Raw genomic sequence first — 25,298 nt, 5'->3', positions numbered from 1 at the left:
GTCTCATTCCGCGCATGACCGGGTCGCGCCTGTCGCCCTGCGACATCCGAGACGGTTCAGTAATTGCTGGCCGCCGCCTCATTGGGGATGCCCTCGATCGGGCACTCGTCGGTGCCCGGCGTCGAGCGGGTCATCGCCTCCACCATGTCGCGCGTGCCTTCGGGATCCCTGATCCAGTTCTTGTAGAAGTCATACGGGCAAGCCGCGACGCCGCGCGGGCTGTCGCCGGAATTGATCATGCCGGTGTAGCCGCGATGGACCAGCTTGTAGAGATGGTTCTGCGACTGGCCGTTGCGGCGCGCATCGCGGATCAGATGTTTCGACAGCTGCGCGTACTGGATGCCGTAGTCCTCTTCGCCGCACTCGCCGAGGGTGCGGCCGTCGAAGCCGATGATCGCGGAGTGGCCGAAGTACGAGTAGACGCCGTCGAAGCCGGCGGCATTGGCGACCGCGACATAGACGTTGTTGGCCCACGCCATGGCCTTGGAAATCATGACCTGCTGCTCCTTGGCGGGATACATGTAGCCCTGGCAGCGCACGATCAGCTCGGCGCCCTTCATGGCGCAGTCGCGCCAGATCTCCGGATAATTGCCGTCGTCGCAAATGATCAGGCTGACCTTGAGGCCCTTCGGGCCGTCGGAGACATAGGTGCAATTGCCGGGATACCAGCCTTCGATCGGCACCCACGGCATGATCTTGCGGTACTTCTGCACGATCTCGCCCTTGTCGTTCATCAGGATCAGTGTGTTGTAGGGCGCCTTGTGCGGATGCTCCTCGTGGCGCTCGCCGGTGAGCGAGAACACGCCCCACACTTTCGCCTTGCGGCAGGCCTCGGCGAAGATCGCGGTTTCCTCGCCCGGCACCACCGAGGCCGTCTCGTACATCTCCTTGGAATCGTACATGATCCCTTGCGTGGAATATTCCGGGAAGATCACGAGGTCCATGCCGGGCAGGCCGACCTTCATGCCGACGATCATGTCGGCGATCTTGCGGGCGTTGTCGAGCACCTCGGCCTTGGTGTGCAGGCGGGGCATCTTGTAGTTGACCACCGCGACGCCGACCGTGTCGTTGCTGCTGGAGATATCGCCGTGAAGCATTTTGAGCGCTCCTGTACTTGACTTGTTGTTCTGGGTCGCCGCCGATCAGGCGGTTGCGTGGGGTCAGTGGCTGATCATCCAGGGCCGCGCCGTCGGAAAGCCCTTGGCGCCGCTCTTGCTCTGCGTCATCAGCCGTGCCGGCTTCTTCTTGTCGGGCGCGCTCTTGTCCTTCACGGTCTTGCCCGAGGAGCAGCAGCCGCAACCGGGGCCATGCGAGGCCTTGTACTGCGCCAGCGTCTGCGGCGCGTGCGTGCTGCGCTCGTTGACGGCGTGCGCCTTGCGCTTGTCCGCCGGCATGCAGAAGAAATTCGGCGCGGTCAGGATCACCCGCGGCGCCATCGTCTCGCAATGCGGACAGTTTTGCGGATCGTCGCATTCCGCCATCGGGCGGAGGTCCTTGAAGGGACCGCAGTCGTCACAGAGATATTCATAGACCGGCATCGCATCATCCCCACGCATTTTGCCTGTTCAACACACCTGGCGGCGGACGCGGGGCGGCCAAGAACGCCGGCCGTCCCGCATCCCGTCGCGCAGGGATCATTTGTCCGGCGAGATCGGCATCTGGATATCGCCGGTGATGTGCTTGATGGGTCCTGCCGCCGACGGCATCACGTCGAAGTCGAAGATCTCGGTCGGCAGCCATAGCGTGGCGCAGGCGTTGGGCACGTCGACCACGCCGGAGATGTGGCCCTGGCACGGCGCGGTGCCGAGGATCGAATAGGCCTGGGCGCCGGAGTAGCCGAACTTCTTCAGATACTCGATGGCGTTGAGGCAAGCCTGGCGATAGGCGATGTGGACGTCGAGGTAATGCTGCTTGCCGGCTTCATCCACCGAGATGCCTTCGAAGATCAGATAGTCCTTGTAGTTCGGCGTGATCGGCGACGGCTTGAAGATCGGGTTCTTGATGCCGTATTTCGACATGCCGTCCTTGATCACCTCGACCTTGAGATGGAGCCAGCCGGCCATCTCGATCGCGCCGCAGAAGGTGATCTCGCCATCGCCCTGGCTGAAGTGCAGGTCGCCCATCGAGAGACCGGCACCGGGCACATAGACCGGGAAGTAGATCTTCGAGCCGCGCGAGAGATCCTTGATGTCGCAATTGCCGCCGTGCTCGCGCGGCGGCACGGTGCGCGCGCCTTCCGCGCCGATCTTGGCCTTGGCATCACCCTTGGCGCGACCGCCATGGGCGGTCGGTGCGAATGGCGGATTGGCAAGGCCGGGCACGCGGGTCGGGTTGGTCGAGATCAGCTCGGCCTCGCGCTTGTTCCAGGTCTCCAGCATCTTCGGATCGGGCAGACAGCCGATCAGGCCGGGATGAATGAGGCCGGCAAAGTTGACGCCGGGCACGTGGCGCGACGAGGTATAGAGACCCTTGATGTCCCAGATCGACTTCTGCGCCAACGGGAAATGATCGGTGAGGAAGCCGCCGCCATTCTGCTTGGAGAAGAAGCCGTTGAAGCCCCACAGGCTCTCCTTGAGCGGGCCGACGTCGAGCAGGTCGACGACCAGGAGATCGCCGGGCTCGGCGCCCTTGACGCCGATCGGGCCGGACAGGAAGTGCACGATCGACAGGTCGATGTCGCGCACATCGTCGGCGGAATCGTTGTTCTTGATGAATCCGCCGGTCCAGTCGTAGGTCTCGATGATGAAATCGTCGCCGGGATTGACCCAGGCCACGATCGGGATGTCGGGGTGCCAGCGGTTGTGCACCATGTCATTTTCGTAAGCCGACTTGGTGAGATCGACCTTGATCAGTGTCTCTGGCATCGAGATGCTCCCCTTTTACTACGGTTGGTTAGACGGACAGATATTTCGAGACCTGCGCGGCATCGACGGCATCGCGCGGATCGTCGCGCACGATCTCGCCGTTCTCGATCACCAGCACCCGGTCGGCGATATCGAGCGCGAAGCTCAAGACCTGCTCGGACACGACGATCGAGAGCCCCTTCTCGTCGCGGATGCGCTTCAAGGTGCGCGCCATCTCCTTGATGATCGACGGCTGGATGCCTTCGGTCGGCTCGTCCAGCAGCAGCACCTTCGGCTTGGTCGCGAGTGCGCGGGCGATCGCGAGCTGCTGCTGCTGACCGCCTGAGAGATTGCCGCCGCGGCGGCCCTTCATCTCCAGCAGCACCGGAAACAATTCGTAGATATCTTCAGGCACCTCGGATCCGCCGGAGACGACGAGACCGGTCTCGATGTTCTCCTTCACCGTCATGGTCGAGAAGATCATGCGCCCCTGCGGCACATAGGCGAGGCCCTTGGCGACACGCTCATAGCTCGGCAAGGAGCCGAGCTCGGTGCCGTCCATGGTCACCGAGCCGCTCTTGGTCGGCAGGATTCCCATCAACGACTTCATCAACGTGGTCTTGCCCATGCCGTTGCGGCCCATGATCGCGACGATCTCGTTCGGCGCGACCTTGACATTGAGCCCGTGCAGCACCTCGCTCTGGCCGTAGGCGACGTGGAGGTCTGAAATTGCCAGCATCACACGCTCCTCAATGACCCAGATAAACTTCAACGACCTTGGGGTCGTTCTTCACCTTTTCCATGGTGCCCTCGGAGAGGATCTGGCCCTGGTGGAGCACGGTGACCTTGTGCGCGATGTCTTCGACGAACTTCATGTCGTGTTCGATCACCAGCACCGAGCGGTTCTTGATGATGCGGTTGAGCAGCTCGGCGGTCTTGGCGCGCTCGGACACGCTCATGCCGGCGACGGGCTCGTCCAGCATCAGCAGATCCGGATCCTGGATCAGCAGCATGCCGATCTCGAGCCATTGCTTCTGCCCATGGCTGAGCAGGTCGGCATTCATGTTGAGCCGATCCTTCAGGAAGATCATTTCGGCGACCTCGTGCACGCGGTCGCGCACGGCGGCATCGCGGGTGAAGGTCAGCGCGCCGAACACGGAGCGGCCGCGCGGATACGAGATCTCGAGATTCTCGAACACGGTGAGATCGTCGTAGATGGACGGGTTCTGGAACTTGCGCCCCACCCCGGTCTTGACGATCTCGTTCTCTCTCATCCGCGTCAGCTCCTTGCCGCGGAACTGAATCGAGCCTGACGTCGCTTTGGTCTTGCCGCAGATCAGGTCGAGCACCGTGGTCTTGCCGGCGCCGTTGGGGCCGATGATGACGCGGATCTCGTTCTCGTCGACGTAGAAGGAGAGATCGTTGACCGCCTTGAACCCGTCGAACGACACAGTCAGCGCTTCGACGGCGAGCAGGAATTCCTTGGGCTGATGACCGACGAGCATGATCTATCTCCTCTTTGCCAGCGCGGCATCGGCATCGTGATGACCGACGAGCATGACCTATCTCCTCACTACCAGCGTGGCATCGGCATCGTGGTGACCTACGAGCATGATGACCTCCTCACTCCGCCGGGGCGCCGTCGGCGACCGAGCTGTCCGTCCAGCCGTCGGGTTTGGACTTGCGCGACGTGATCAGGCGATCGATGCGCGGCTGCACGTAGTCGCCCCAGATCCCGGCAAGGCCGTTCGGGAAGGCCAGCACCACGGCGATGAACAGGCCGCCGAGGCCGAACAGCCACAATTCGGGAAAGGTTTCCGACAGGCTGGTCTTGGCGAAATTGACCAGCAGCGTGCCGTAGATCGCACCCAGGATCGACAGCCGGCCGCCGACCGCGGTGTAGATCACCATCTCGATCGACGGCACGATGCCGACGAAGGACGGCGACATGAAGCCGACATTGAGCGCGAACATGGCGCCGCCGATCGCGGCGAACATTGCGGCGATGCAGAAGGCGAAGATCTTGAAGTTCGCGACGCTGTAGCCGGAGAAGCGGACCCGGTCCTCCTTCTCCCGCATCGCGACCAGGATGCGCCCGAGCTTGGAGTGCCGGACGAACTGCGCGATCATGATGCAGACGAACAGGCAGCCGACCTCGAAGAAGTAGAGCACGATCTTGGCGTGGTCGGGCCTTATGTCCCATCCCTTCAGCGTGCGCAGGTCAGTCATGCCGTTGATGCCGCCGGTGTAGCCCTGCTGGCCCACGATCAGGATCGTCAGGATGGCCGCGACCGCCTGGGTGATGATGGCGAAATAGGTGCCTCCGACGCGGCGCTTGAACATCGCTGTGCCGATGATCCAGGCGAAGATGCCGGGGACGAGGATGATGGCGGCGATGGTGAAGGTGAGGCTGTTGAACGGCTTCCAGAAGAACGGCAGCGCCGTGATCTGATTCCAGTCCATGAAGTCGGGGATGCCGGGGGTGGACTGGATCTTGGTGTTCTCCACGCTCGATGCCTCGAGCTTGAGAAACATCGCCATGCAGTAGCCGCCGAGCCCGAAGAACACGCCCTGCCCGAGGCTGAGGATGCCGCCATAACCCCAGCAGATTACCAGTCCCAGCGCGACGAACGCATAGGTCAGATATTTTGCGACGAGGTTGAGCCTGAACACATCCAGCGTGAGTGGCAGAACCACCACGAGGAAGACCGCGAGCACCAGAATTCCGATCAGCTCCGATCGATTGAAGAACCGATTGTCGGTCATAACATCAGCCCCATTTCTCACTTGCGGACCTTGAGGGCGAACAGCCCCTGCGGCCGCAGCATCAGGATTCCGACCACGGCGAGCAGCGTCAGCACCTTGGCCATCGAGCCCGACATGAAGAACTCGAGGGTGGATTGCGTCTGCGAGATCGAGAACGCCGAGGCGATGGTGCCGAGCAGGCTCGCGGCGCCACCGAACACGACCACCAGGAACGTATCGACGATGTAGAGCTGTCCAGAGGTCGGCCCCGTCGAGCCGATCATGGTGAAGGCGCTGCCCGCGATGCCGGCGATGCCGCAGCCGAGACCGTAGGTGTAGCGATCGACTTTTTCGGTGTTGATGCCGACGGCACCGGCCATGATGCGGTTCTGCACCACGGCGCGCACCTGGCGGCCCCAGCGCGACTTGTACATCACATAGGCGACGCCGACGGTGATCAGGACGGTGAGGCACATCACGAAGACGCCGTTGATCGGCACTTCGATGCTGTCGGTGACGTGCAGCGAGCCGAGCATCCACTGCGGCAACTCGACGCCGACCTCACGCGCGCCGAACACGGAACGATAGGCCTGTTGCAGCATCAGGCTGAGGCCCCAGGTCGCAAGCAGCGTATCGAGCGGACGCTTGTAGAGATGCCGTATCAGCACCCATTCCACCAGCATGCCCAGCGCGCCGGAGGCGAGGAAGGCCAGGATCATCGCGAGGAAGAAGTAGCCGCCGAACAGGCTCGGCATGTAGGTCTGGAACAGATTGGAGGTCATCCAGGTGACGTAGGCCCCGAGGATCATGAACTCGCCATGGGCCATGTTGATGACGCCCATCTGGCCGAAGATGATCGCAAGCCCGAGCGCCATCAGGACGTAGACCGAGAACAGGATCAGTCCTGCAAAGCCCTGCATGACGAAGATGGAGCCAAGGTCACCAAGCGAGTAGTCGCCGAACATCGATGTCCTCCGTCGGGGAAAGGGTCCCGCGTCGCGATGCAGAGTCGCGACGCGGGGGTCTTGGGCATGGACTTGCGATCCACGCCAGGGAGAGGCTTGAACTTGAGGAAAGCGCGAGTGATGTCGCTGCTTACTGGTAGCCCTTCGGGAACGGATCCGGCTCGACGAGATCGGCGGTCTCGTAGATCAGCTCGAACTGGCCATCGAGCTTGGCGCGTCCCACCCGGGTCTTCGACCAGAGGTGATGGTTCTCGTGGATGCGCACATAGCCTTCCGGCGCACCCTTGAACTCGACGCCGGGCGAGGCCGCCGCGATCTTGTCGACGTCGAAGGAGCCGGCCTTCTCGACCGTCAACTTCCATAGCCACGGGCCGAGATAGGCAGCCTGGGTGACGTCGCCGATGACAGTCTTCTCGCCCCACATCTTCTTGAACGCGGGCACGAAGGTCTTGTTGTTGGCATTGTCGAGCGACTGGAAGTACTTCATGCAGGCATAGGCGCCCGCGATGTTCTCACCGCCGATGCCGTCGATCTCGTCCTCGGTGACCGAGATGGTCAGCAGCGGCTGCTTGGCGAGGTCGATGCCGGCGGCCTTGAGCTGCTTGTAGAAGGCGACGTTGGAGCCGCCGACGACGTCGGTGAAGATCACGTCGGGCTTGGTCAGCTTGATCTTGTTGATGACCGAGTTGAACTGGGTCGAGCCGAGCGCATAGTACTCCTCGCCGACGACCTTGCCCTTCAGCACGTTCTCGACATGCTTGCGCGCGATCTTGTTGGAGGTGCGCGGCCAGATGTAGTCGGAGCCGATGAAGAAGAAGGTCTTGGCGCCCTTCTCCTTGGCGATCCAGTTCAGGCCGGCGAGGATCTGCTGGGTCGCCTCCTGGCCGGTGTAGATGACGTTCTTGGACTGCTCGAGGCCTTCATAGAAGGTCGGGTAGTAGAGCATGCCGTTGTACTGCTCCATGACCGGCAGCACCGCCTTGCGCGAGGCCGAGGTCCAGCAGCCCATGATCGCCGCGACCTTGTCGTTGACCAGCAGCTTCTTGGCCTTCTCGGCGAAGGTCGGCCAGTCGCTGGCGCCGTCTTCCTGGATGAACTTGATCTTGCGCCCGAGCACGCCGCCCATGGCGTTGATCTGCTCGATGGCGAGCTTCTCGGCCTCGATCGAGCCGGTCTCGGAGATGGCCATGGTGCCGGTGGCCGAATGCAGGATGCCGACCGTGACCTCTGTGTCGGTGACGGCGAGACCCGTGGTGTTGACCGCCGAGGTCGCCGGGGCCTGCGCGAAAGACGCCTTCGGCAGCATCGTGATGGCGGGCACGGCCGCCATTCCCATCAATAGTTTACGCCGGAGTGGCGACAACAGGCCCTTGTTTGCTTCGTCTGACATGAGCACCCCACTTTTTGTTCGAGGACACGCGATTGGTGCCGTGAGGATGGCTCGAATTTGTGCAGCGCAAGCATACGCAAGATCGCGTATACTGCACCGCAAAATACCGACGTAGGCTTTTGGTACGGGATTTGCGAGGGCTCCGGGTCCGTATCGGGAGTGGGGTAAAGAGTGGCAGGGCGGCAGCGAATAGACCGCGTCAGGCGCCAGTACAACCAATGGGTTGCCAACCAGACGCTGGAAGACTACGCGCTGCGCTTCACCGCCAAGAGCGCGCGGCGATGGTCCGCCGCCCGCGTCGCCAACACCGCGATCGGCGCCATCTCCTTCCTGGTGCTCGAGGCGATCGGCGGCACCATCACCCTCAATTACGGCGTCACCAACGCCACCGCGGCGATCCTCGTCGTCTCCGCCATCATCTTCTGCTGCGGCGTGCCGATTGCCTATTACGCCGCCAAATGCGGCATCGACATCGATCTCCTGACCCGCGGAGCCGGCTTCGGCTATATCGGCTCGACCGTGACGTCGCTGATCTACGCCTCCTTCACCTTCATCTTCTTCGCGGTCGAGGCGGTGATCCTGGCGACCGCGCTGGAGATGTGCCTCGGCATTCCCCGCCCGATCGGCTACCTCATCAGCGCGGTGGCGATAATCCCGCTCGTGACCTACGGCATCACGCTGATCAGCCGCTTCCAGCTCTGGACGCAGCCGGTCTGGGTCGTCCTGCACATCCTGCCCTTTGTCGCGATCGCCTGGGCGAACCCGCACTCCTTCACGGAATGGCGCAACTTCTCCGGCGAGCACGGCGACCTCAACGGGCAATTCGATCTGCTGCTGTTCGGCGTCGCATCGTCGGTGGTGTTCTCGCTGGTGGCGCAGATCGGCGAGCAGGTCGACTTCCTCAGGTTCCTGCCGCGCGATCGCCGCGCCTCCAAGGCCTCGTGGTGGATCGCGCTGATGAGCGCGGGACCGGGCTGGATCGTGCTCGGCGCGCTGAAGCTGCTGGCGGGCTCGTTTCTCGCCTTCTTTGCACTGAGCCACGGCGTGCCGCCCGAGGAGGCCGCCGAGCCCGCGCATATGTATCTCGTCGCGTTTCGGTATGTGCTGTCCGAACCGGACCTCGCATTGGCGCTGACCGGCATCTTCGTGGTGCTGTCGCAGATCAAGATCAACGTCACCAACGCCTATGCCGGCTCGATCGCGTGGTCGAATTTCTTCTCGCGCCTGACCCATAGCCACCCCGGCCGCGTGGTCTGGCTGGTGTTCAACGTGATGGTGGCGCTGCTGCTGATGGAGATCGGCGTCTACAAGGCGCTGGAGCAGACGCTGGCGCTCTACTCCAACGTCGCCATCGCCTGGGTGGGCGCGCTGGTGTCCGACCTCGTCATCAACAAGCCGCTCGGCCTGCGTCCGCCGCAGATGGAGTTCAAGCGGGCGCATCTCTACGACATCAATCCGGTCGGTGTCGGCGCCATGACGCTCGCGATCATCGTCTCCATCGCGGCGTTCTACGGCCTGTTCGGCCCGACCATGAAGGCGCTGGCCGCCTTCGTCGCGCTGACGGTCGCCTTTGTCACCGCGCCTGTGATCGCCTGGCTGACGGACGGAAAATTCTACATCGCGCGCAAGCCGAAGCGGAGCTGGGCCAATATCGAGGCGATCCAGTGCTGTATCTGCGAGCACAGTTTCGAGCCGGAGGACACCACCTCCTGCCCCGCTTATGCCGGCCCGATCTGCTCGCTGTGCTGCTCGCTCGACGCCCGCTGCCACGATCTCTGCAAGCCGCATGCGCGGGCGCAGGTGCAGTTTGCCGAGGCGCTCGGCAAGATCCTGCCGCAGCCGATCTATCAGCGGATCAACTCTCAATTCGGCCATTACATCGGCGTCTTCGTGGTCTCCGCCGGCCTCGTGGCACTTGTGCTCGGGCTGATCTATCTGCAGACCTCGGCGAGCGTGCACGGCGAGAACATGCTGGTCTCCAACGTGCTGTGGAAGGTGTTCTTCTCGCTCAGCATCATCATCGGCGTGGTCGCCTGGCTGTTCGTGCTGGCGCAGCAGAGCCGCCGCGCGGCGGAAGCGGAGACGCGGCGGCAGACCGCGCTGCTGATCCAGGAGATCGACGCGCACAAGCGCACCGACGCCGAGCTCCAGCGCGCCAAGGAGGTCGCCGAATCCGCCAACCTCGCCAAGAGCCGCTATGTCGTCGGCCTCAGCCACGAGCTGCGCTCGCCGCTGAATGCGATTAGCGGCTATGCGCAGCTCCTAGAGCAGGATGCGACTCTCAACACCAAGCCGCGCGACCAGGTCCGCGTCGTCCGTCGCAGCGCCGATCACCTCTCCGGCCTGATCGACGGCATTCTGGACATCTCCAAGATCGAGGCGGGGCGGCTGTATCTGTCGCGCGACGAGGTGCGGCTCAGCGAATTTCTGGACCAGCTCGTCGGCATGTTCCGTCTCCAGGCCGCCGCCAAGGGAATCGACTTCGTGTTCAGGCGTCCCGCGCATCTGCCGGCCGTCGTCTATGCCGACGAGAAGCGGCTGCGCCAGGTGCTGATCAACCTGATCTCCAACGCCATCAAATTCACCCAGACCGGAAGCGTGCAGTTCGTCGTGCACTATCGCAGCCCCGTTGCCGAGTTCGAGGTGATCGACACCGGCCCCGGCATCCAGGGCGACGATCTCGAGCGCATTTTTGCGCCGTTCGAGCGCGGCGCGCTTGGTGTGGCGCAGCCGCAAACCGGCACGGGCCTGGGGCTCACCATCAGCCGGCTGCTCGCCGGTGTCATGGGCGGCGACATCAAGGTGATGAGCACGGTCGGCACCGGCTCGACGTTCAAGGTCAAGATCTTGCTGTCGGAGGTGACCAATCCCCAGCGCATCGCGCCGGTGGAGGCGCCGGTCTCCGGCTATCACGGTGCGCGCAAGACCATCCTGATCACCGACGACGACCCCGTGCATCGCGACCTCCTGCGCGAGGTGCTGACGCCGCTCGGCTTCATCCTGCTCAGCGCGCCCGACGGCGCGGGATGCCTGGCACTTGCGCAACATTGCCGTCCCGATCTGTTCCTGCTCGACATCTCCATGCCGGCCATGGACGGCTGGGCCGTTGCAGAAGCCTTGCGCGCCAGCGGCCATCATCAGGCGCGCATCCTGATGGTCTCGGCGAGTGCGCTGGAAGCGCACGGCACGCCGCTGGCGCAGCCGTTCCATGACGGCTACCTGATGAAGCCGATCGACATTCCGCGGCTGCTGGAGACGATCCGCCAGCTCCTCAAGATCGAATGGCAGTACGGCTCGGGCGAGATCGCGGTGCCGTTCTGGCGGCCCGAGAGCGGCTCACGGCCGCCGGCGCGGCATATCGAGGCGTTGATCGGGCTCGGCCAGATCGGATACGTCAAGGGCATCCAGCTGAAGCTGGATGAGATCGGCAGCGAGCATCCGGAACATGCCGACTTCGTCGCGCAGATGCGGTCGCTGGTCGATCGCTTCGATCTCGACCAGTACATGGCCACATTGAAGACGTTGCATGCTTATGAGCATTGAACCAAAGAAGCGCGACGTCGCGCTCGTTGTCGATGACTCGCCCGAGACGCTGCGGCTGCTCACCGATGCGCTCGACGGCGCTGGCATGACGGTCATGGTGGCGCTCGATGGCGCGAGCGCGATGCGCATCGTCGACCAAATCACGCCCGACATCGTGCTGCTCGATGCCGTGATGCCCGGGATCGACGGGTTCGAGACCTGCCGCCGGCTGAAGCGCGATGCGGGCCTTGCCAACGTCCCCGTGATCTTCATGACGGGTCTTGCCGAGACCGAGCACATCGTGCGCGGGCTGGACGCTGGCGGCGTCGACTACGTGACCAAGCCGATCGTGATCGAGGAGATGCTGGCGCGCATTCGCGTCCATCTCGGCAACGCCCGCCTGACGCAGAGCGCGCGTGCCGCGCTCGACGTCTCCGGCCGGTTCCTGTTCGCGGTCAACCGGCAGGGCAATTTGCTCTGGGCGACCCCGCAGGCCCAGAAGCTGCTGGCCGATCATCACGGCGCGCAGGCCGACGATTTCGTCCTGCCGCCGTCACTGCTGCAATGGCTGGAGCAGGCCAAGGGCAAAGGAAGCGCGAAGTCGCAAGCCGCCTCCCTGCCCGACAATCCGCAGCTCCGGTTCTACTACATGGGCGAGACCGCGCCGAACGAATTCCTGCTGCGGCTTTCCAAGGAGGCCGGCACGGCGCTGCCGCCCGAGTTCACCAGCGAGCTCGGCCTCACCACGCGCGAAGGCGAGGTGCTGGCCTGGCTCAGCAAGGGCAAGACCAACCGCGACATCGCGCAGATTTTGGGCCTCAGCCCGCGCACGGTCGACAAGCATCTCGAGCAGATCTACGCCAAGCTCGGCGTGGAGAACCGGACGGCAGCCGCCGCGATTGCGGCGAATGCGACGCGACGGAATTCGTGACGCCGCCACAGCCGTCGTCCTGGACAAGCGCAGCGAAGCGGAGCGCAGATCCAGGACCCATTACCACAGGGCATGGTTTGGCGAAGACTCGAGGTTACCAGCTCACGTCACAACCACTGCTTGGGGTAATGGGTCCTGGCTTTCGCCAGGACGACACCATTGATTGGACGGTTGGCGTCTCGACTCATTCGGTGTCGTCCCGGCGAAGGCCGGGACCCATACCGCGTGATCTCTCTATTCCGGAAAGTCGCAGTTCCGAACGACGTATCTTCGCCAAACGGCTGCCTGTGGCTATGGGTCCCGGCCTGCGCCGGGACGACATTTGAGGGCGCGGCGTCCCCTCACCCGTACACGAACGCCTTGTCGTCCAGATCCGTCTTCGGGATCTCGTCCTTCTCGGTCCAGTAGTCCTGGCTGTGCTGCCATTCCGGCTTGTCGCCGCGCTTGGGCAGCAGGTTCATGTTGCGCATGATGTAGCCGGGGTTGAAGTTTTCCGGGTCGATCCAGGGCAGGATCGGCATGTTGTGGTCTTCGGGGCGCAAGCTCACCTCGACCTTCTTCTTGCCCTTGGCCTTCATGTGGCCGAGCAGGCGGCAGACGAAATCGGCGACGAGGTCGACGCGAAGCGTCCAGCTGGCGCGGAAATAGCCGAACACCCAGACCAGGTTCGGCACGCCCGTGAACATCATGCCGCGATAGGTGACGGTGTCGCCGAAGGCGAGCGGCTTGCCGTCGATTTCGAAGGCGATGTCGCCGAGCGCCGAGAGATTGAAGCCGGTCGCGGTGACGATGACATCCGCTTCCAGCAGCTTGCCCGATTTGAGCTGGATGCCGTTCTCGACGAAGCATTCGATCTCGTCGGTGACGACGGAGGCCTTGCCGCTGGCAATGCCCTTGAACAGATCGGCATCCGGCACGAAGGCGATGCGCTGCCGCCACGGCCGATAGGACGGGGTGAAATGCGTCTCAACGTCGTAGTCGGGACCGAGCACCGCACTGATCTGGCCGATCAGCTCCTTCTTGACCTGCTCGGGCTTGGCCAGACAGAGTTTTGTGAACGCGTCCTGCTCGAACAGAATCTTGCGCCTCACGATCTCGTGGATCCATTCCTCGTCGACCTGAAGCCGGCGCAACTCCTCGGCGATCTCGATGGCGTTGCGGCCGAGACGGAAATAGGTCGGCGAACGCTGCAGCATGGTGACGTGGGCGCAACTGTCCGCGATGTTCGGCACCAGCGTCGCCGCGGTCGCGCCCGAGCCGATCACAACGACCTTCTTGCCGGCGAGGTCGATATCGTCCGGCCAGGTCTGCGGATGGACGATGCGGCCCTTGAAGCGGTCCATGCCTTTCCATTCCGGCGTGTAGCCTTCCGAATGGCGGTAATAGCCCTGGCACATCCAGAGGAAGTTCGTGGTGAAGATCTTTGCCTCGCCCGTATCGGTGGTCGTCGCCTCGATGGTCCAGAGATTCTGTTCGCTCGACCAGCTCGCGGAATTGATCTTGTGCTTGTAGCGGATGTGGCGGGCGATATCGTTGTCGTCGATCACCTCTTTCATGTAGGAGAGAATCTCCTCGGCGGTCGCGATCGGCGGCCCGACCCAGGGTTTGAAGCTGTAGCCGAAGGTATGGAGGTCGCTGTCCGAGCGGATGCCGGGATAGCGATGCGTGCTCCAGGTGCCGCCGAACGTCGCCTGCGTTTCGAGGATGACGTAGCTCGTACCCGGCAGCTGCTTTTCGATATGATAGGCGCTGCCGATGCCGGAGATGCCGGCGCCGACGATCAGCACGTCGAAATGTTCCGAGGCCTGCTTGGTGGTGGCGTGACTGCGTACAGCGACATTCATTGTTGCTTCTATGCCTTGCTTGTTTTTGTGGCCGTCCTTGACCGGACGGCGCGTTTCCTCCGCGACAGGCATGGTCGCCCATCGCACTTCCGCCTCAAAATGACATAGATCAAGTCGCGGTCAAACTACAGCGCCGCACCCCAGCTCCGCGCGGTCTGCAAGATCCAGTCGCGATAGAGCGTGAGCGGCGTGACACCGGTCAGGCCGCCGCAGCCGGCGGCACCGTTCGGTCCCGTGGACCAACTGATGAGGCCGACAAGCATCGTGCCATTCGGCTTGTCCTCGAACACAGGACCGCCGGAATCGCCGGTGCAGGCGCCAATTCCGTCACGAACTCCGTTGGTTACGGGATCGACCAGGCGAATTTGCAACGTGCCGGGCTGACCTGTCGCGATGAGGCCGGCAACACGCGTGGCGCCGCCGCTCTTGCCGTCACCACGCACGGTGACGCCGATACCGGCGATGACGAAGCGACTGCCGACCTGGATCGGAATAGTCGGCATGCCGATCGGCACCGTCGATTTTCCCTTGAGTGGAATTTCCAGTTGCAGCAGCGCCACGTCAGCGGTGGCGCGATGCGACTGCATCGCCTGCATGTTGAAGCTCGGATGGATCGCGACGGTGCGGACGTTCAGCAATTGCGGCGCGCCGTCGGCGCCGCGATCGACGATCTTGTAGTCGGCACCGGGCTGGACGCAGTGAGCGACCGTCAGCACGACCTTCGGGGCAATCAGCGTGCCGGTGCAGAAATTGCCGCGCGAGCCGACGATGGTGACGACGGCGCGCGCGACACCGTCGGCCTGCGGCGTGCCGCCACCGACGATGGCGTAAGCGGGGGTGGCGAGCAGCGCGGCTGCGATGAGGACGGCAAGCTTCTTCATGGGAACACGCTTCGGCATCGATGGAGGCGGCGGAGTGCTTCGGGCTGGCCCTTGCCGATAGCGCATGCTAGCCCTCTTGGAAAGGAATTGACGAGGGCAGGATATTGGCGATCGAGGCGGTGATCTTTGATTTTGGCGGCGTGCTGACGAGCTCGCCGTTCGAGGCGTTCACGCGGTTCGAGACCGAGCGTGGCCTGCCCGCCGACATCATCCGGCGCACCAACGCCGCCAATCACCTGGAAAACGCCTGGGCCAGGTTCGAGCGCGCCGAAGTCGATATCGAGACGTTCGATCGTTTGTTCGCCGAGGAATCACTCGCACTCGGTGCCGAGGTGCGCGGCCGCGATGTGCTGCCGCTGCTTCAGGGCGATCTGCGGCCCGAAATGGTCGAGGCCTTGAAGCGGATCAAGGCGCAATTCAAGACCGGCTGCATCACCAACAATCTGCCGGCGAACGCCATCGGCAGCATGACCGGGCGCTCGCTCTACATCGCCGAAGTCATGGTGCTGTTCGACCACGTCATCGAATCCGCCAAGATCGGCCTGCGCAAGCCCGACCCGCGCATCTATCGGCTGATGGTCGAGACGCTGAAGGTCGATCCGAAGGCCTGCATCTATCTCGATGACCTCGGCGTCAATCTGAAGCCCGCGCGCGAGATGGGCATGACCACGATCAAGGTGACGAGTGGCGCCCAGGCAATCGCTGAGCTTGAAGCGGCGACGGGGCTGAAGCTGAGCTAGCGCAATTTATTCGGCAGCCGTAGGGTGGGCAAAGCGACTTGTCCGCCATAGCTCGAAGAGCGACGGCGGAAGCGTGCCCACCACAAGCAGATTGTGGGCACGGCGCTTCCGCGCCTTTGCCCACCCTACGAGAGCCTACTTCGCAGCGGCGGCGGTGCGCTCCGGGAACGCAGCCGCCAGGGAGTCTCGATCCGGCTTCAGCACGCCGCGCTCGGTAATGAGGCCCGTGACGAGGCGCGCCGGCGTCACGTCGAACGCATAATTCGCGACCGGCGAGTTCTCAGGCACGATTCGCACCGTCTCCAGCCTTCCGTCCGCGGTGCGGCCGGTCATGTCGGTGACCTCCACGCCGCTGCGCTGCTCGATCGGAATGTCGCGAATGCCGTCATGGACAGCGAAATCGATCGTCGGCGACGGCAGCGCGACGTAGAACGGCACGCCGTTGTCATGCGCGGCCAGTGCCTTGAGATACGTGCCTATCTTGTTGCAGACATCGCCATTGGCGGCGACGCGGTCGGTGCCGACGATGGCAAGATCGACCATGCCGTGCTGCATCAGATGCCCGCCGGTGTTGTCGGGGATGACCGTGTGCGGCACGCCGTGATGGCCGAGCTCCCAGGCGGTGAGCGAGGCGCCCTGGTTGCGCGGACGGGTCTCGTCGACCCAGACATGGATTTTGATGCCGCGCTCATGCGCGAGATAGATCGGCGCGGTCGCGGTACCCCAGTCGACGGTGGCGAGCCAGCCGGCGTTGCAATGGGTCAGCACGTTGACCACCTCGCCCGGCTTCCTCGCCGCAATCGCCTCGATCAGCGCAAGGCCGTTGCCGGCAATGCCGCGGTTGATCTCGACGTCCTGCTCGACGATCTCGTCGGCACGGGCATAGGCGGCTTCCGCCCGCTCCAGCGGATCGATCGGAGCGAGCGCGGTGCGCATCTCGTCCAGCGCCCATTTCAGATTGATCGCGGTCGGCCGCGCCACGACGAGCGTGTCGTAGGCGCGCTTCAGGCCGGCGTCGGAAGCGTCCTCACGCATGGCGAGCGCCATGCCATAAGCCGCGGTCGCGCCGATCAGCGGCGCGCCGCGCACCAGCATGTCGCGGATGGCCACCGCCGCGTCCTCGCACGAGGTCAGACGCGCGACGATGAACTCATGCGGCAACCGACGCTGGTCGATCGCGCCGACCGACCAGCCGTCACGCTCGCGCCAGATGCTGCGGAAATGCTTGCCGTCGACCTTCATGGCATTCTGCCTTTCGTATCACGCCCGCAGCACGCGCCCTGCCACCGCGTCGAGCTTCTTCAGGAGCTCGGGATCGCGCGCCTCGGGCGCCGTGATCAGCGCGGTGTCGAGCGCACGGTCCGAACCGATCGGGCACGGCTCGTGCTCGCGCGGAAAATCCTTCGCCAGCCGCGCCACCAGCGCCTTGGCCTTGTCGGCGTTCGACGTCAGCACGCGGATGATGTCCTGCACGGTGACGGCGTCGTGGTCGGGATGCCAGCAATCGAAATCCGTCACCATCGCGACTGTGGCGTAGCAGATCTCGGCTTCGCGCGCGAGTTTTGCTTCGGGCATGTTGGTCATGCCGATGACCGAATAGCCCAGCGTCTTGTAAGTCATGCTTTCGGCATAGGTGGAGAATTGCGGCCCCTCCATGCAGACATAGGTGCCGCCGCGCGCGATCGCGAGTCCCTCGGCTTCCGCCGCTGCCGCCAGATGAATGCGCAGCCGCGGCGAGACCGGATGCGCCATCGACACATGCGCGACGCAGCCGCGGCCAAAGAACGAGCTCTCGCGCTTGTGGGTGCGATCGACGAACTGGTCGACGAGAACGAAGGTGCCGGGCGGCAGTTCCTCCTTGAAAGAGCCGCAGGCCGAGAGCGAGATCAGGTCGGTGACCCCAGCCCGTTTGAGCACGTCGATGTTGGCTCGATAATTGATGTCCGATGGCGACAGCCGGTGCCCCTTGTCATGCCGCGGCAGGAACACGATCGGCAGGCCTGCGATGGAGCCGCGCCTTAAGGGAGCCGATGGCTCGCCCCAGGGGCTCTCGATCACCTCTTCGCGCGCGCCCTCGAGACCCGGCAGGTCGTAGATGCCGGAGCCACCGATGATGCCCAATACCGCCTGCGTCATACCCGCTCCACCCTGTTCGCCACGTGCGACATGGTTAAAGCTATGCCAGTTTTACGGCGGTTTTGGAACGGGGGTGGTGAGGTGATGGCGCAGCTGTGAGGGCGCAAGGTAGCGCCTCAGACTCGACGTCGTCCCGGCCTAGCGCGCAATTGCGCGCGGGGGGCCAGGACCCATACCGCGTGATCTATCGATGGTGCACGATAGGCGTACCGGGCAACGCGTCTTCGCCAAACCACCTGTTGTGGTTATGGGTCCCGGCCTACGCCGGGACGACAGTGGGGGCTAAGCCGCGGTCGCCAGCCGCAGCTGCGTCGCGACCATCCGCTCCAGCGTCTCGACGGACTGGAAATTCTCCGGCGTGATCTCGGACTGCGGGATGGTGAAGTCGAACTCGGCTTCGACGCCGAGCATGAGATTGACCATGTCCATCGAGGTCAGGCCGACGTCGACGAGCTTGGCCGACGGGCTGACGTCGGCGGACAGCGAGTTCTGCGCAAGGATGCCCTTCACCATCTTGATGATGCGATTGCGCAATTCGGGTTCGAAGGCCTGCATCGGTAAATTCCCATCTGTCTATGAAAGGTCGGACCGGGCTGCCGGGTACGATGGGCAGGCACGGCCGATCCCGCAATGGGCGTCACCATTACTTCGCGTTTCTTAGTAAACGATGACTCAGATTGTCTGAAATTCATGCCTCTTCCAGTTCACTAACGCGAGCGCGGAAATCCGGGGGATGCGAAAAACCGGACCTTAACTGTCCATTCGGAATTGGACTTCGTTTACCCTCTATTTCATCGACGAATTTGAATTAAATCCGTAGCCTCGTCTCACAAGCAAAGATGGTCGGAGGATCGCTTTACACGGCATCGCGAATGATGCCGGCGGTCTTGAACGACGAACCGGAGGCGGACGAGTATGAACGTGCGTGAAGCAGTCCTTACTGTCGACGAAACGCAAGCCAGCTTCCTCGAGCAGGGTCCCTCCCTCATCGAGCGCGCCGTCCGGACCGCCGCAGCGGCTGCGGCCGACGCAGACGCGGTCGATCGCGACGCCCGCTTCCCGCACAAGGCTTTCGAGGTTGCGCGCGAGCAAAAACTGCTTGGCGTGATGATCCCGGTCGAATTCGGCGGCTTTGGCGCCTCCATCCACGACGTCACCGACATCTGCTACACGCTCGGGCGCGCCTGCGCCTCGACCGCGATGATCTACGCGATGCACCAGACCAAGGTCGCCTGTGTCGTCAGGCACGGCCACGGCATTCCCTGGATGGAAACCATGATGCGCCGGGTCGCGCGCGACCAGTGGCTGCTCGCCTCCTCCACCACCGAAGGCCAGAACGGCGGCAACATCCGCGCCAGCGCCGCCGCCGTCGACCATGCCGGCGACACCGTCTCGCTGATGCGCGATGCCACCGTGATCTCCTATGGCGCCGAGGCCGACGGCCTCGTCACCATCGCCCGCCGCGCCACGGACGCCGCCGCCTCCGACCAGGTGCTGCTGGCGCTCGCCAAGGACGATTATTCACTGAAACAGACGCAGGGCTGGGAAACGCTCGGCATGCGCGGCACCTGCTCGACCGGTTTCGAGCTGAAGGTCGATTGCCCCGCCGACCGCGTCTTCCCGGAAGCCTACGACAAGATTCACGCGCAGACCATGACGCCGTTCGCGCATCTGTGCTGGTCGTCGGCCTGGGCCGGCATTGCGGCCGCAGCGGTAACGCGTGCGCAGGCCTTCATCCGCAAGGCTGCCCGCACCTCCGGCGGGCAGATGCCGCCGGCGGCTGCACATTTCACCGCCGCGAAGATGTCGCTCGCCAAGCTGCGAGCGCTGATCTCCGCCAACATCGATGCCTTCTCCCGTGTCGAGCATGACGAGCGGGCGCTCGGCTCGCTCGACTTCCAGTCGTCGATCACGCTGCTGAAAGTGCAGGCCTCCGAGCTCGCGGTCGAGACCGTGATGCATGCGATGCGCACCGCGGGCCTTTCCGGCTACCGCAACGACGGCGAGTTCACCATGGGCCGTCACCTCCGCGACGTGCTGTCGTCGCCGATCATGATCAACAACGACCGTATTCTGGCCAACGCCGCCACCTCGACGCTGATGAGCGGCGTGCCGTCGAGCCTTCATGACTGACGTGCCTTCCCGACCAGAGCAACAAGAACAATTTCGAGATAGCAGGACATCGACCCATGAATATTGCCGTCCTCCCCAATTCGCCCGAAACCGCGCCTGAGATCGTTGATCCGCTCGATCATCTCGCCGACAAGCTGTTCCACCGCATGGGCTCGGATGGCGTCTACGCCCGCACCGCGCTCTATGAGGGCATCGTCGAGAAACTCGCCGCGCTGATCACCAGCCACCGTGAAGCCGGCACCGAAGCCTTGCGCTTCCCGCCGGTGATGAGCCGCGCGCAGCTGGAGAAGTCAGGCTATCTCAAGAGCTTCCCGAACCTGCTCGGCTGCGTCTGCGGCCTGCACGGCACCGAGCGCGAGATCAACGCTGCGGTGAGCCGCTTCGATGCGGGCGCCGACTGGACCACGTCACTGTCCCCGGCCGACCTCGTGCTGTCGCCGGCGGCCTGCTATCCCGTCTACCCGATCGCGGCGAGCCGCGGCCAGTTGCCGAAGGGCGGCCTGCGCTTCGACGTCGCCGCCGACTGCTTCCGCCGCGAGCCGTCGAAACATCTCGACCGGCTGCAATCGTTCCGGATGCGCGAATATGTCTGCATCGGCACGCCCGACGACGTCGCCGATTTCCGCGAACGCTGGATGGTGCGCGCGCAGGCGATCGCCCGCGACCTCGGCCTGACCTTCCGCGTCGATTATGCCAGCGATCCCTTCTTCGGCCGCGTCGGCCAGATGAAGGCGGTGAGCCAGAAGCAGCAGCAGCTCAAGTTCGAGCTGCTGATCCCGCTGCGCTCGGAGGAGCAGCCGACCGCCTGCATGAGCTTCAACTATCACCGCGAGCATTTCGGCACGACCTGGGGCATCCAGGACGCCAATGGCGAGCCGGCCCACACCGGCTGCGTCGCCTTCGGCATGGACCGCCTGGCCGTCGCCATGTTCCACACCCACGGCACCGACCTTTCCGCCTGGCCCGCCAAGGTGCGGGACATGCTGGGCCTGCAGCCGCATCGCGCGACTGAAGCCCATGGCGAGGGCTGGCGCTAGAGCATGATCCGAACCCGAAGGGCCGCGTTAGCGCAAAGCGCGAAGCGGCTTTCCGGAAAGATCATGCAGAAACGATAGACCAACGAGGCCGACCATTTCCACGGGCAAGACGAGCGTGATCCATACCAAGGTCCGTTGCCGCGAGATCACCGAGTCCGACGTCGAGAAGATCGCGGACTTGCTGACGCGCGGCTTCGTCGGCCGTTCACGCGAATACTGGATGCAGGGGCTGCGCCGGCAGGCCTTCCGGCCCGTGCCGGAGGGCTATCCGCGCTTCGGCTACATGCTCGACAATGACGGCGAGCCCGTCGGCGTGCTGCTGCTGATCTACACGACGCGAAAGCACGGCGAGGAGACCGCCATCCAGTGCAATCTGTCGAGCTGGTATGTCGATCCGGCCTACCGCAACTACGCTCCGTTTCTGACCAAGGTCGCGCAGCGGCACAAGGACGTCACCTATCTCAACATCAGCCCGGCGCCGTGGACCTGGCCGATCATCGAGGCCCAGGGTTTTCGCAATTATTGCCGCGGCATCTTCTTCTCGGTGCCGGCGCTGGCGCGCGCCCCACGCTGGAGCAAGATCGAGGTGATCTCGCAGCACGCCAAGACGATCGACGGGCTCTCTCAGGACGAGACCGAGCTCCTGACGCGGCATGCGCGTTACAATTGCCTCAGCCTCGTCTGCCGCACGCCGAAGGGAACGTTCCCCTTCATCCTGCAACCGGTGCGCATTCGCCGCGGCTTCATCGCGCCGCCCGCAATGAAGCTGATCTACTGCCGCAGCCCCGCCGAGTATGCCGAATGCGCCGGCCGCATCGGCCGGCTGCTGCTGCGGCTCGGCAAGATCTCGGTGGCCGTCGATGCCAACGGCCCGATTCCGGGCCTCGCCGGTATTTATACCGAGCGGCGCGGCCGCAAATATTTCAAGGGCCCGCACCGGCCGCAGCTCGCCGATCTCACGGATACAGAGCTCGTGCTTTACGGGCCGTAGGGGCACTGCGGCGGAAATTGTTGGGCCCTCGGCCAACTCTGGCTTGCAAGCGCCTCAGCACTCTCGCGGACCAAGCAAGTTCTCTCCATCGTCGGTCACGCTCCGTAAACTACTGCGCTTAAGGGAATTTTCCCGCCTCTTCGCTACCCTCGGCAGCGGAATTACGTTGCGTTAAGTCTATTGCCCGCCGAGATCATGCCGACCCCATGACATCGACCTGCGACAACGAGCTTGGTGCACCCCGCGAGCAGAGCCCGGAGGCCCTGGTCGCGCTGAGCCAGCTTGCGCTCGATCGCATGGAGCAAGGCGTCTGCGTCTACGATGCCGACAACCGGATCGTGCTGGTCAACCGGCGTTACCTCTCGCTGTTCGATCTGTCCGCCGAAATCGTGCGCATCGGCACGAGCTACCGCCAGGTGCTCGCGCACAGTGCGAGCCGCGGCAACTTCCCGGAAAGCGAGCTCGATGCGCTCTATTCGGCGCGGATCGCGCAGATCGCGGGCGGCAAGTCGTTCCGGACCGAGCAGCGGCTGGCGAGCGGCCTCGTCATGTCGCTGGAGCTCAAGCCGCTTCCCGGCGGCGGCTGGATGACGATCTGCGACGACGTCAGCCGCCTCGCCCGGCTCGAGGCAGAATTGCACGTGCAGACCGAACGCAGCCAGCATGCGCTCGCCAACATGTCGCACGGCCTCATCATGTATGACGCCGACAGCCGCGTCGTCGTCTGCAACGAGCGCTTCCTGAAGCTCTACAATCTCGACTCCGACATCGTGAAGCCCGGCGTCGCGCACAGCACGGCCATCGAACACTGGCTCTCGCGCGGCAACATGGCGGGCATGTCGGCGGAGGAATTCCACGTCACCAGGCTCGAGGACGTGCGTGCCCGGAAGGCGAAGACCCTGCTGGTGATGCGCTACGACGGGCGGATGGTGCAGGCGGTCTCGCGCTTCCTCCCCGACGGGGGCTGGGTGACGGTGCACGAGGACGTCACCGAACGGCTGCAATACGAGGAGACGCTGCGGCAGCAGAACTTCATCCTCGACGCGGCGCTGGAGAACATGGCGCACGGGCTCGCCTTCTACGACAGCGACATGCGCCTGCGCGTCTGCAACACCACCTATCGCAGGATCTACCTGCTCTCGCCAGAGGAAACGAGGCCCGGCACGCATCTCGGCGAGCTGATCGAGCGATCGATCGCGAACGGTGCGTTCGCCTCGGAATACAGCCCGCAGCAGATCCTGGAATCCGCCCGCGCGCGGATCGCGAGCCGCGACTGCTCGCCGATGCGCCGGCGCATGTCGAACGACACCGTGATCTCGGTCCGCTACTGCGCGCTGGCCGAAGGCGGCTTCGTCGCCACCTACGAGGACATCACCGAGCGCGAGCATGCAGTCGAGGAGCTGAGCGAGCAGTATCGGCGCTTCGATGCGGCCCTGAACAACATGAGCCAGGGCCTGTGCATGCTCGATTCGAGCCTGCGCGTGATCGTCTGTAACCGCCGCTATATCGAGATGTACGGCCTGTCGCCCGACGTGGTGAAGCCGGGCATCTCGATGCGCGAGATCATGGAGCACAGTTGCGCGCTCGGCATGCATCCGAACATGACCGGGGCCAAGCTCTATGCCGATTATGTCGAGCGGCTGCGCGAAGGCGAGCACACGCTGCACCGCCATTTGAGCGACGGCCGCATCATCAAGCTCAATCACAAGCGGATGGAGCATGGCGGCTGGGTCGTCACCTATGAGGACGTCACCGAGCGCCACAAGGCCCAGGCCCGCGTCGCGCATATGGCGCGGCACGACTCCCTGACTGACTTGCCCAACCGCACCCTGTTCCGCGAGAAGATGGGCGAGGGATTGAACCAGGTGGCGATTGCCGGCGGCGCAATGGCGGTGCTGTGCTTCGACCTCGACAATTTCAAGACCGTCAACGACCGCCTCGGCCACGCCGCCGGCGACCGGCTGCTGCGCTGGGTCGCGGCGCGCCTGAAGGAGAATGTCGGCGAGCATGACACCGTCGCGCGCCTCGGCGGCGACGAGTTCGCCGTACTCCAGCGCGGCCCGCAGCCGCAATCGGCCGAAAAGCTCGCCCGCCGCCTGGTCGAGATCATCGGCCACCCGCCGCCGCTGGAAAGCCAGGCGATCCATGTCGGCGTCTCCGTCGGCATCGCGATCGCGCCCGATCACGGCTTGGACGCCGACGAGCTGATGAAATGCGCCGACCTTGCGCTGTACCAGGCCAAGGCCAAGGGGCGCGGCGCCTACCAGCTGTTCGAGCCCGAGATGGAGGAAGAGGCGCGCAGCCGGCACGCGCTGGAGCACGACCTGCGCCGTGCGCTGGAGTCCAGCCAATTCCATCTGGTGTTCCAGCCGCAGCTGCGGCTCGATTCATCCGAGCTCACCGGCTTCGAGGCGCTGCTGCGCTGGAAACACCCCTCGCGCGGCCTGGTCTCGCCCGCCGAATTCATTCCGATCGCGGAAGAGAACGGGCTGATCGTTCCGATCGGCGAGTGGGTGCTGCGCACCGCCTGCGCCACCGCGGCGTCATGGCCCGACGTCACCGTCGCAGTGAACCTGTCACCGGTGCAATTCCGCTCGCGCGGGCTGGTGCCGCTGGTCACGAGCGCGCTCGCGGAAGCCGGCCTTCCGCCGCAGCGGCTCGAGCTCGAGGTCACCGAGACGGCGCTGCTCGATGACAGCGAGGCGACGATCGAGATCCTGCACCAGCTCCGCGCCCTCGGCGTCCGCGTCAGCCTCGACGATTTCGGCGTCGGCTATTCCTCGCTGAGCTATTTGCGCAAATTTCCGTTCGACCGCATCAAGATCGACCGCTCCTTCGTCGGCACGCTCGGCGAAAGCCCGGAGAGCGTTGCCATCGTCCGCACCATCGCAAGCCTCGGCTCCGTGCTCGGGGTCGAGACCACGGCAGAGGGTGTGGAGACCGAGGAGCAGCTCGATTTCGTGCGCGAATGCGGCTGCACCGCGGTGCAGGGCTATTATTTCGGCAAGCCGTGCCCCGCGGCGGAGGTCGGCCGTACCATCGAGACGCTGAACGCGGTCCGGCGCGTGGCGTAGCCTCCTCAAATTCCGCCTCTCGGCACACCTCCAAACGACCAATTGTCGCACACCTCGTTTCCGCCG

Annotated in this window: 20 protein-coding genes; 7 read left to right on the top strand and 13 right to left on the bottom strand. The window is 64.1% G+C overall.

The window, feature by feature from the left end:
• Positions 1 to 56: 56 nt before the first annotated feature.
• From JQ603_RS15010 to urtA, 8 genes are all read right to left on the bottom strand, one after another.
• Positions 57 to 1,097 carry an aliphatic amidase gene (locus JQ603_RS15010; protein ID WP_212340548.1) on the bottom strand — a complete coding sequence of 347 codons (1,041 nt, stop codon included), beginning with the start codon at positions 1,095 to 1,097 and terminating at the stop codon, positions 57 to 59.
• A 63-nt stretch (positions 1,098 to 1,160) separates the two neighbouring features.
• Entirely contained in the window at positions 1,161 to 1,538 is a 378-nt protein-coding gene (locus JQ603_RS15005) for an FmdB family zinc ribbon protein (RefSeq protein WP_212340547.1), read from the bottom strand.
• 96 nt (positions 1,539 to 1,634) lie between these two features.
• Positions 1,635 to 2,864: a formamidase gene (fmdA, locus tag JQ603_RS15000; protein WP_018644393.1), complete on the bottom strand. Its 1,230-nt coding sequence runs from the start codon at positions 2,862 to 2,864 to the stop codon at positions 1,635 to 1,637.
• Positions 2,865 to 2,892: 28 nt separating this feature from the next.
• Positions 2,893 to 3,582 (bottom strand): urea ABC transporter ATP-binding subunit UrtE, encoded by a 690-nt coding sequence (gene urtE / locus JQ603_RS14995; RefSeq protein WP_212340545.1) that lies wholly within the window; start codon positions 3,580 to 3,582, stop codon positions 2,893 to 2,895.
• Between the two features lie 10 nt (positions 3,583 to 3,592).
• Positions 3,593 to 4,348, bottom strand: a complete 756-nt coding sequence (gene urtD, locus JQ603_RS14990) for an urea ABC transporter ATP-binding protein UrtD (protein ID WP_100235890.1) — start codon at positions 4,346 to 4,348, stop codon at positions 3,593 to 3,595.
• Between the two features lie 118 nt (positions 4,349 to 4,466).
• A complete protein-coding gene (gene urtC, locus JQ603_RS14985) occupies positions 4,467 to 5,609 on the bottom strand; it encodes an urea ABC transporter permease subunit UrtC (protein WP_212340543.1) in 1,143 nt (380 codons plus the stop codon).
• A 17-nt stretch (positions 5,610 to 5,626) separates the two neighbouring features.
• The gene (gene urtB, locus JQ603_RS14980; RefSeq protein ID WP_018644389.1) at positions 5,627 to 6,553 is read right to left on the bottom strand and encodes an urea ABC transporter permease subunit UrtB; all 927 of its coding nucleotides are present in this window, start codon (positions 6,551 to 6,553) and stop codon (positions 5,627 to 5,629) included.
• 130 nt (positions 6,554 to 6,683) lie between these two features.
• Positions 6,684 to 7,943: an urea ABC transporter substrate-binding protein gene (gene urtA, locus JQ603_RS14975; protein WP_212340541.1), complete on the bottom strand. Its 1,260-nt coding sequence runs from the start codon at positions 7,941 to 7,943 to the stop codon at positions 6,684 to 6,686.
• Positions 7,944 to 8,114: 171 nt separating this feature from the next.
• On the opposite strand from urtA, the gene JQ603_RS14970 reads away from it, so the two are divergent.
• Positions 8,115 to 11,486, top strand: coding sequence for a hybrid sensor histidine kinase/response regulator (locus tag JQ603_RS14970; RefSeq protein ID WP_212340539.1), 3,372 nt, complete (start codon positions 8,115 to 8,117; stop codon positions 11,484 to 11,486).
• Complete coding sequence (locus tag JQ603_RS14965; RefSeq protein ID WP_212340538.1) at positions 11,470 to 12,396, top strand: response regulator; 927 nt, start codon at positions 11,470 to 11,472, stop codon at positions 12,394 to 12,396. Before JQ603_RS14970 ends, JQ603_RS14965 begins: the two co-directional genes overlap by 17 nt.
• Positions 12,397 to 12,737: 341 nt before the next feature.
• Here JQ603_RS14965 and JQ603_RS14960 read toward each other — a convergent pair whose 3' ends face one another.
• On the bottom strand, positions 12,738 to 14,240 hold the full coding sequence (locus JQ603_RS14960) for a flavin-containing monooxygenase (RefSeq protein WP_212340537.1): 1,503 nt from the start codon (positions 14,238 to 14,240) through the stop codon (positions 12,738 to 12,740).
• Positions 14,241 to 14,365: 125 nt separating this feature from the next.
• A complete protein-coding gene (locus tag JQ603_RS14955) occupies positions 14,366 to 15,121 on the bottom strand; it encodes a S1 family peptidase (protein WP_212340536.1) in 756 nt (251 codons plus the stop codon).
• A 104-nt stretch (positions 15,122 to 15,225) separates the two neighbouring features.
• Between JQ603_RS14955 and JQ603_RS14950 the strand changes: the two genes are divergently transcribed.
• Entirely contained in the window at positions 15,226 to 15,861 is a 636-nt protein-coding gene (locus JQ603_RS14950) for an HAD-IA family hydrolase (protein ID WP_212340535.1), read from the top strand.
• Positions 15,862 to 15,996: 135 nt separating this feature from the next.
• Here JQ603_RS14950 and mtnA read toward each other — a convergent pair whose 3' ends face one another.
• The 3 genes from mtnA to JQ603_RS14935 form a co-directional block, all read right to left on the bottom strand.
• Positions 15,997 to 17,103: an S-methyl-5-thioribose-1-phosphate isomerase gene (mtnA, locus tag JQ603_RS14945; RefSeq protein WP_212340534.1), complete on the bottom strand. Its 1,107-nt coding sequence runs from the start codon at positions 17,101 to 17,103 to the stop codon at positions 15,997 to 15,999.
• Positions 17,104 to 17,121: 18 nt separating this feature from the next.
• Positions 17,122 to 17,997, bottom strand: a complete 876-nt coding sequence (locus JQ603_RS14940; protein ID WP_212340530.1) for an S-methyl-5'-thioadenosine phosphorylase — start codon at positions 17,995 to 17,997, stop codon at positions 17,122 to 17,124.
• A gap of 282 nt (positions 17,998 to 18,279) precedes the next feature.
• Complete coding sequence (locus JQ603_RS14935) at positions 18,280 to 18,552, bottom strand: phosphopantetheine-binding protein (RefSeq protein ID WP_212340529.1); 273 nt, start codon at positions 18,550 to 18,552, stop codon at positions 18,280 to 18,282.
• A gap of 360 nt (positions 18,553 to 18,912) precedes the next feature.
• Here JQ603_RS14935 and JQ603_RS14930 point away from each other — a divergent pair, with 360 nt between their 5' ends.
• From JQ603_RS14930 to JQ603_RS14915, 4 genes are all read left to right on the top strand, one after another.
• Entirely contained in the window at positions 18,913 to 20,130 is a 1,218-nt protein-coding gene (locus tag JQ603_RS14930; protein ID WP_212340527.1) for an acyl-CoA dehydrogenase family protein, read from the top strand.
• Positions 20,131 to 20,186: 56 nt separating this feature from the next.
• Positions 20,187 to 21,167, top strand: coding sequence for an amino acid--[acyl-carrier-protein] ligase (locus JQ603_RS14925; protein WP_212340525.1), 981 nt, complete (start codon positions 20,187 to 20,189; stop codon positions 21,165 to 21,167).
• A gap of 115 nt (positions 21,168 to 21,282) precedes the next feature.
• Positions 21,283 to 22,158, top strand: coding sequence for an acyl-CoA acyltransferase (locus JQ603_RS14920; protein WP_212340523.1), 876 nt, complete (start codon positions 21,283 to 21,285; stop codon positions 22,156 to 22,158).
• Between the two features lie 206 nt (positions 22,159 to 22,364).
• Positions 22,365 to 25,232, top strand: a complete 2,868-nt coding sequence (locus tag JQ603_RS14915) for a PAS-domain containing protein (protein ID WP_212340521.1) — start codon at positions 22,365 to 22,367, stop codon at positions 25,230 to 25,232.
• Positions 25,233 to 25,298: the final 66 nt, after the last annotated feature.

It is taken from the genome of Bradyrhizobium liaoningense, from assembly GCF_018130825.1.
Classification (GTDB): Bacteria; Pseudomonadota; Alphaproteobacteria; order Rhizobiales; family Xanthobacteraceae; genus Bradyrhizobium; species Bradyrhizobium liaoningense_B.
Note: the sequence above shows the minus strand (reverse complement) of the source record. Positions and strands in the feature narration are given on the sequence as shown.

Coding starts and splice junctions, on each gene's coding strand:
- JQ603_RS14940 (WP_212340530.1), bottom strand. CDS start 17,997: ATGACGCAGGCGGTATTGGGCATCATCGGTGGCTCCGGCATCTACGAC.
- urtA (WP_212340541.1), bottom strand. CDS start 7,943: ATGTCAGACGAAGCAAACAAGGGCCTGTTGTCGCCACTCCGGCGTAAA.
- JQ603_RS15005 (WP_212340547.1), bottom strand. CDS start 1,538: ATGCCGGTCTATGAATATCTCTGTGACGACTGCGGTCCCTTCAAGGAC.
- mtnA (WP_212340534.1), bottom strand. CDS start 17,103: ATGAAGGTCGACGGCAAGCATTTCCGCAGCATCTGGCGCGAGCGTGAC.
- JQ603_RS15010 (WP_212340548.1), bottom strand. CDS start 1,097: ATGCTTCACGGCGATATCTCCAGCAGCAACGACACGGTCGGCGTCGCG.
- JQ603_RS14960 (WP_212340537.1), bottom strand. CDS start 14,240: ATGAATGTCGCTGTACGCAGTCACGCCACCACCAAGCAGGCCTCGGAA.
- JQ603_RS14915 (WP_212340521.1), top strand. CDS start 22,365: ATGACATCGACCTGCGACAACGAGCTTGGTGCACCCCGCGAGCAGAGC.
- JQ603_RS14965 (WP_212340538.1), top strand. CDS start 11,470: ATGCTTATGAGCATTGAACCAAAGAAGCGCGACGTCGCGCTCGTTGTC.
- urtC (WP_212340543.1), bottom strand. CDS start 5,609: ATGACCGACAATCGGTTCTTCAATCGATCGGAGCTGATCGGAATTCTG.
- urtE (WP_212340545.1), bottom strand. CDS start 3,582: ATGCTGGCAATTTCAGACCTCCACGTCGCCTACGGCCAGAGCGAGGTG.
- JQ603_RS14935 (WP_212340529.1), bottom strand. CDS start 18,552: ATGCAGGCCTTCGAACCCGAATTGCGCAATCGCATCATCAAGATGGTG.
- JQ603_RS14925 (WP_212340525.1), top strand. CDS start 20,187: ATGAATATTGCCGTCCTCCCCAATTCGCCCGAAACCGCGCCTGAGATC.
- urtB (WP_018644389.1), bottom strand. CDS start 6,553: ATGTTCGGCGACTACTCGCTTGGTGACCTTGGCTCCATCTTCGTCATG.
- fmdA (WP_018644393.1), bottom strand. CDS start 2,864: ATGCCAGAGACACTGATCAAGGTCGATCTCACCAAGTCGGCTTACGAA.
- JQ603_RS14955 (WP_212340536.1), bottom strand. CDS start 15,121: ATGAAGAAGCTTGCCGTCCTCATCGCAGCCGCGCTGCTCGCCACCCCC.
- JQ603_RS14930 (WP_212340527.1), top strand. CDS start 18,913: ATGAACGTGCGTGAAGCAGTCCTTACTGTCGACGAAACGCAAGCCAGC.
- urtD (WP_100235890.1), bottom strand. CDS start 4,348: ATGCTCGTCGGTCATCAGCCCAAGGAATTCCTGCTCGCCGTCGAAGCG.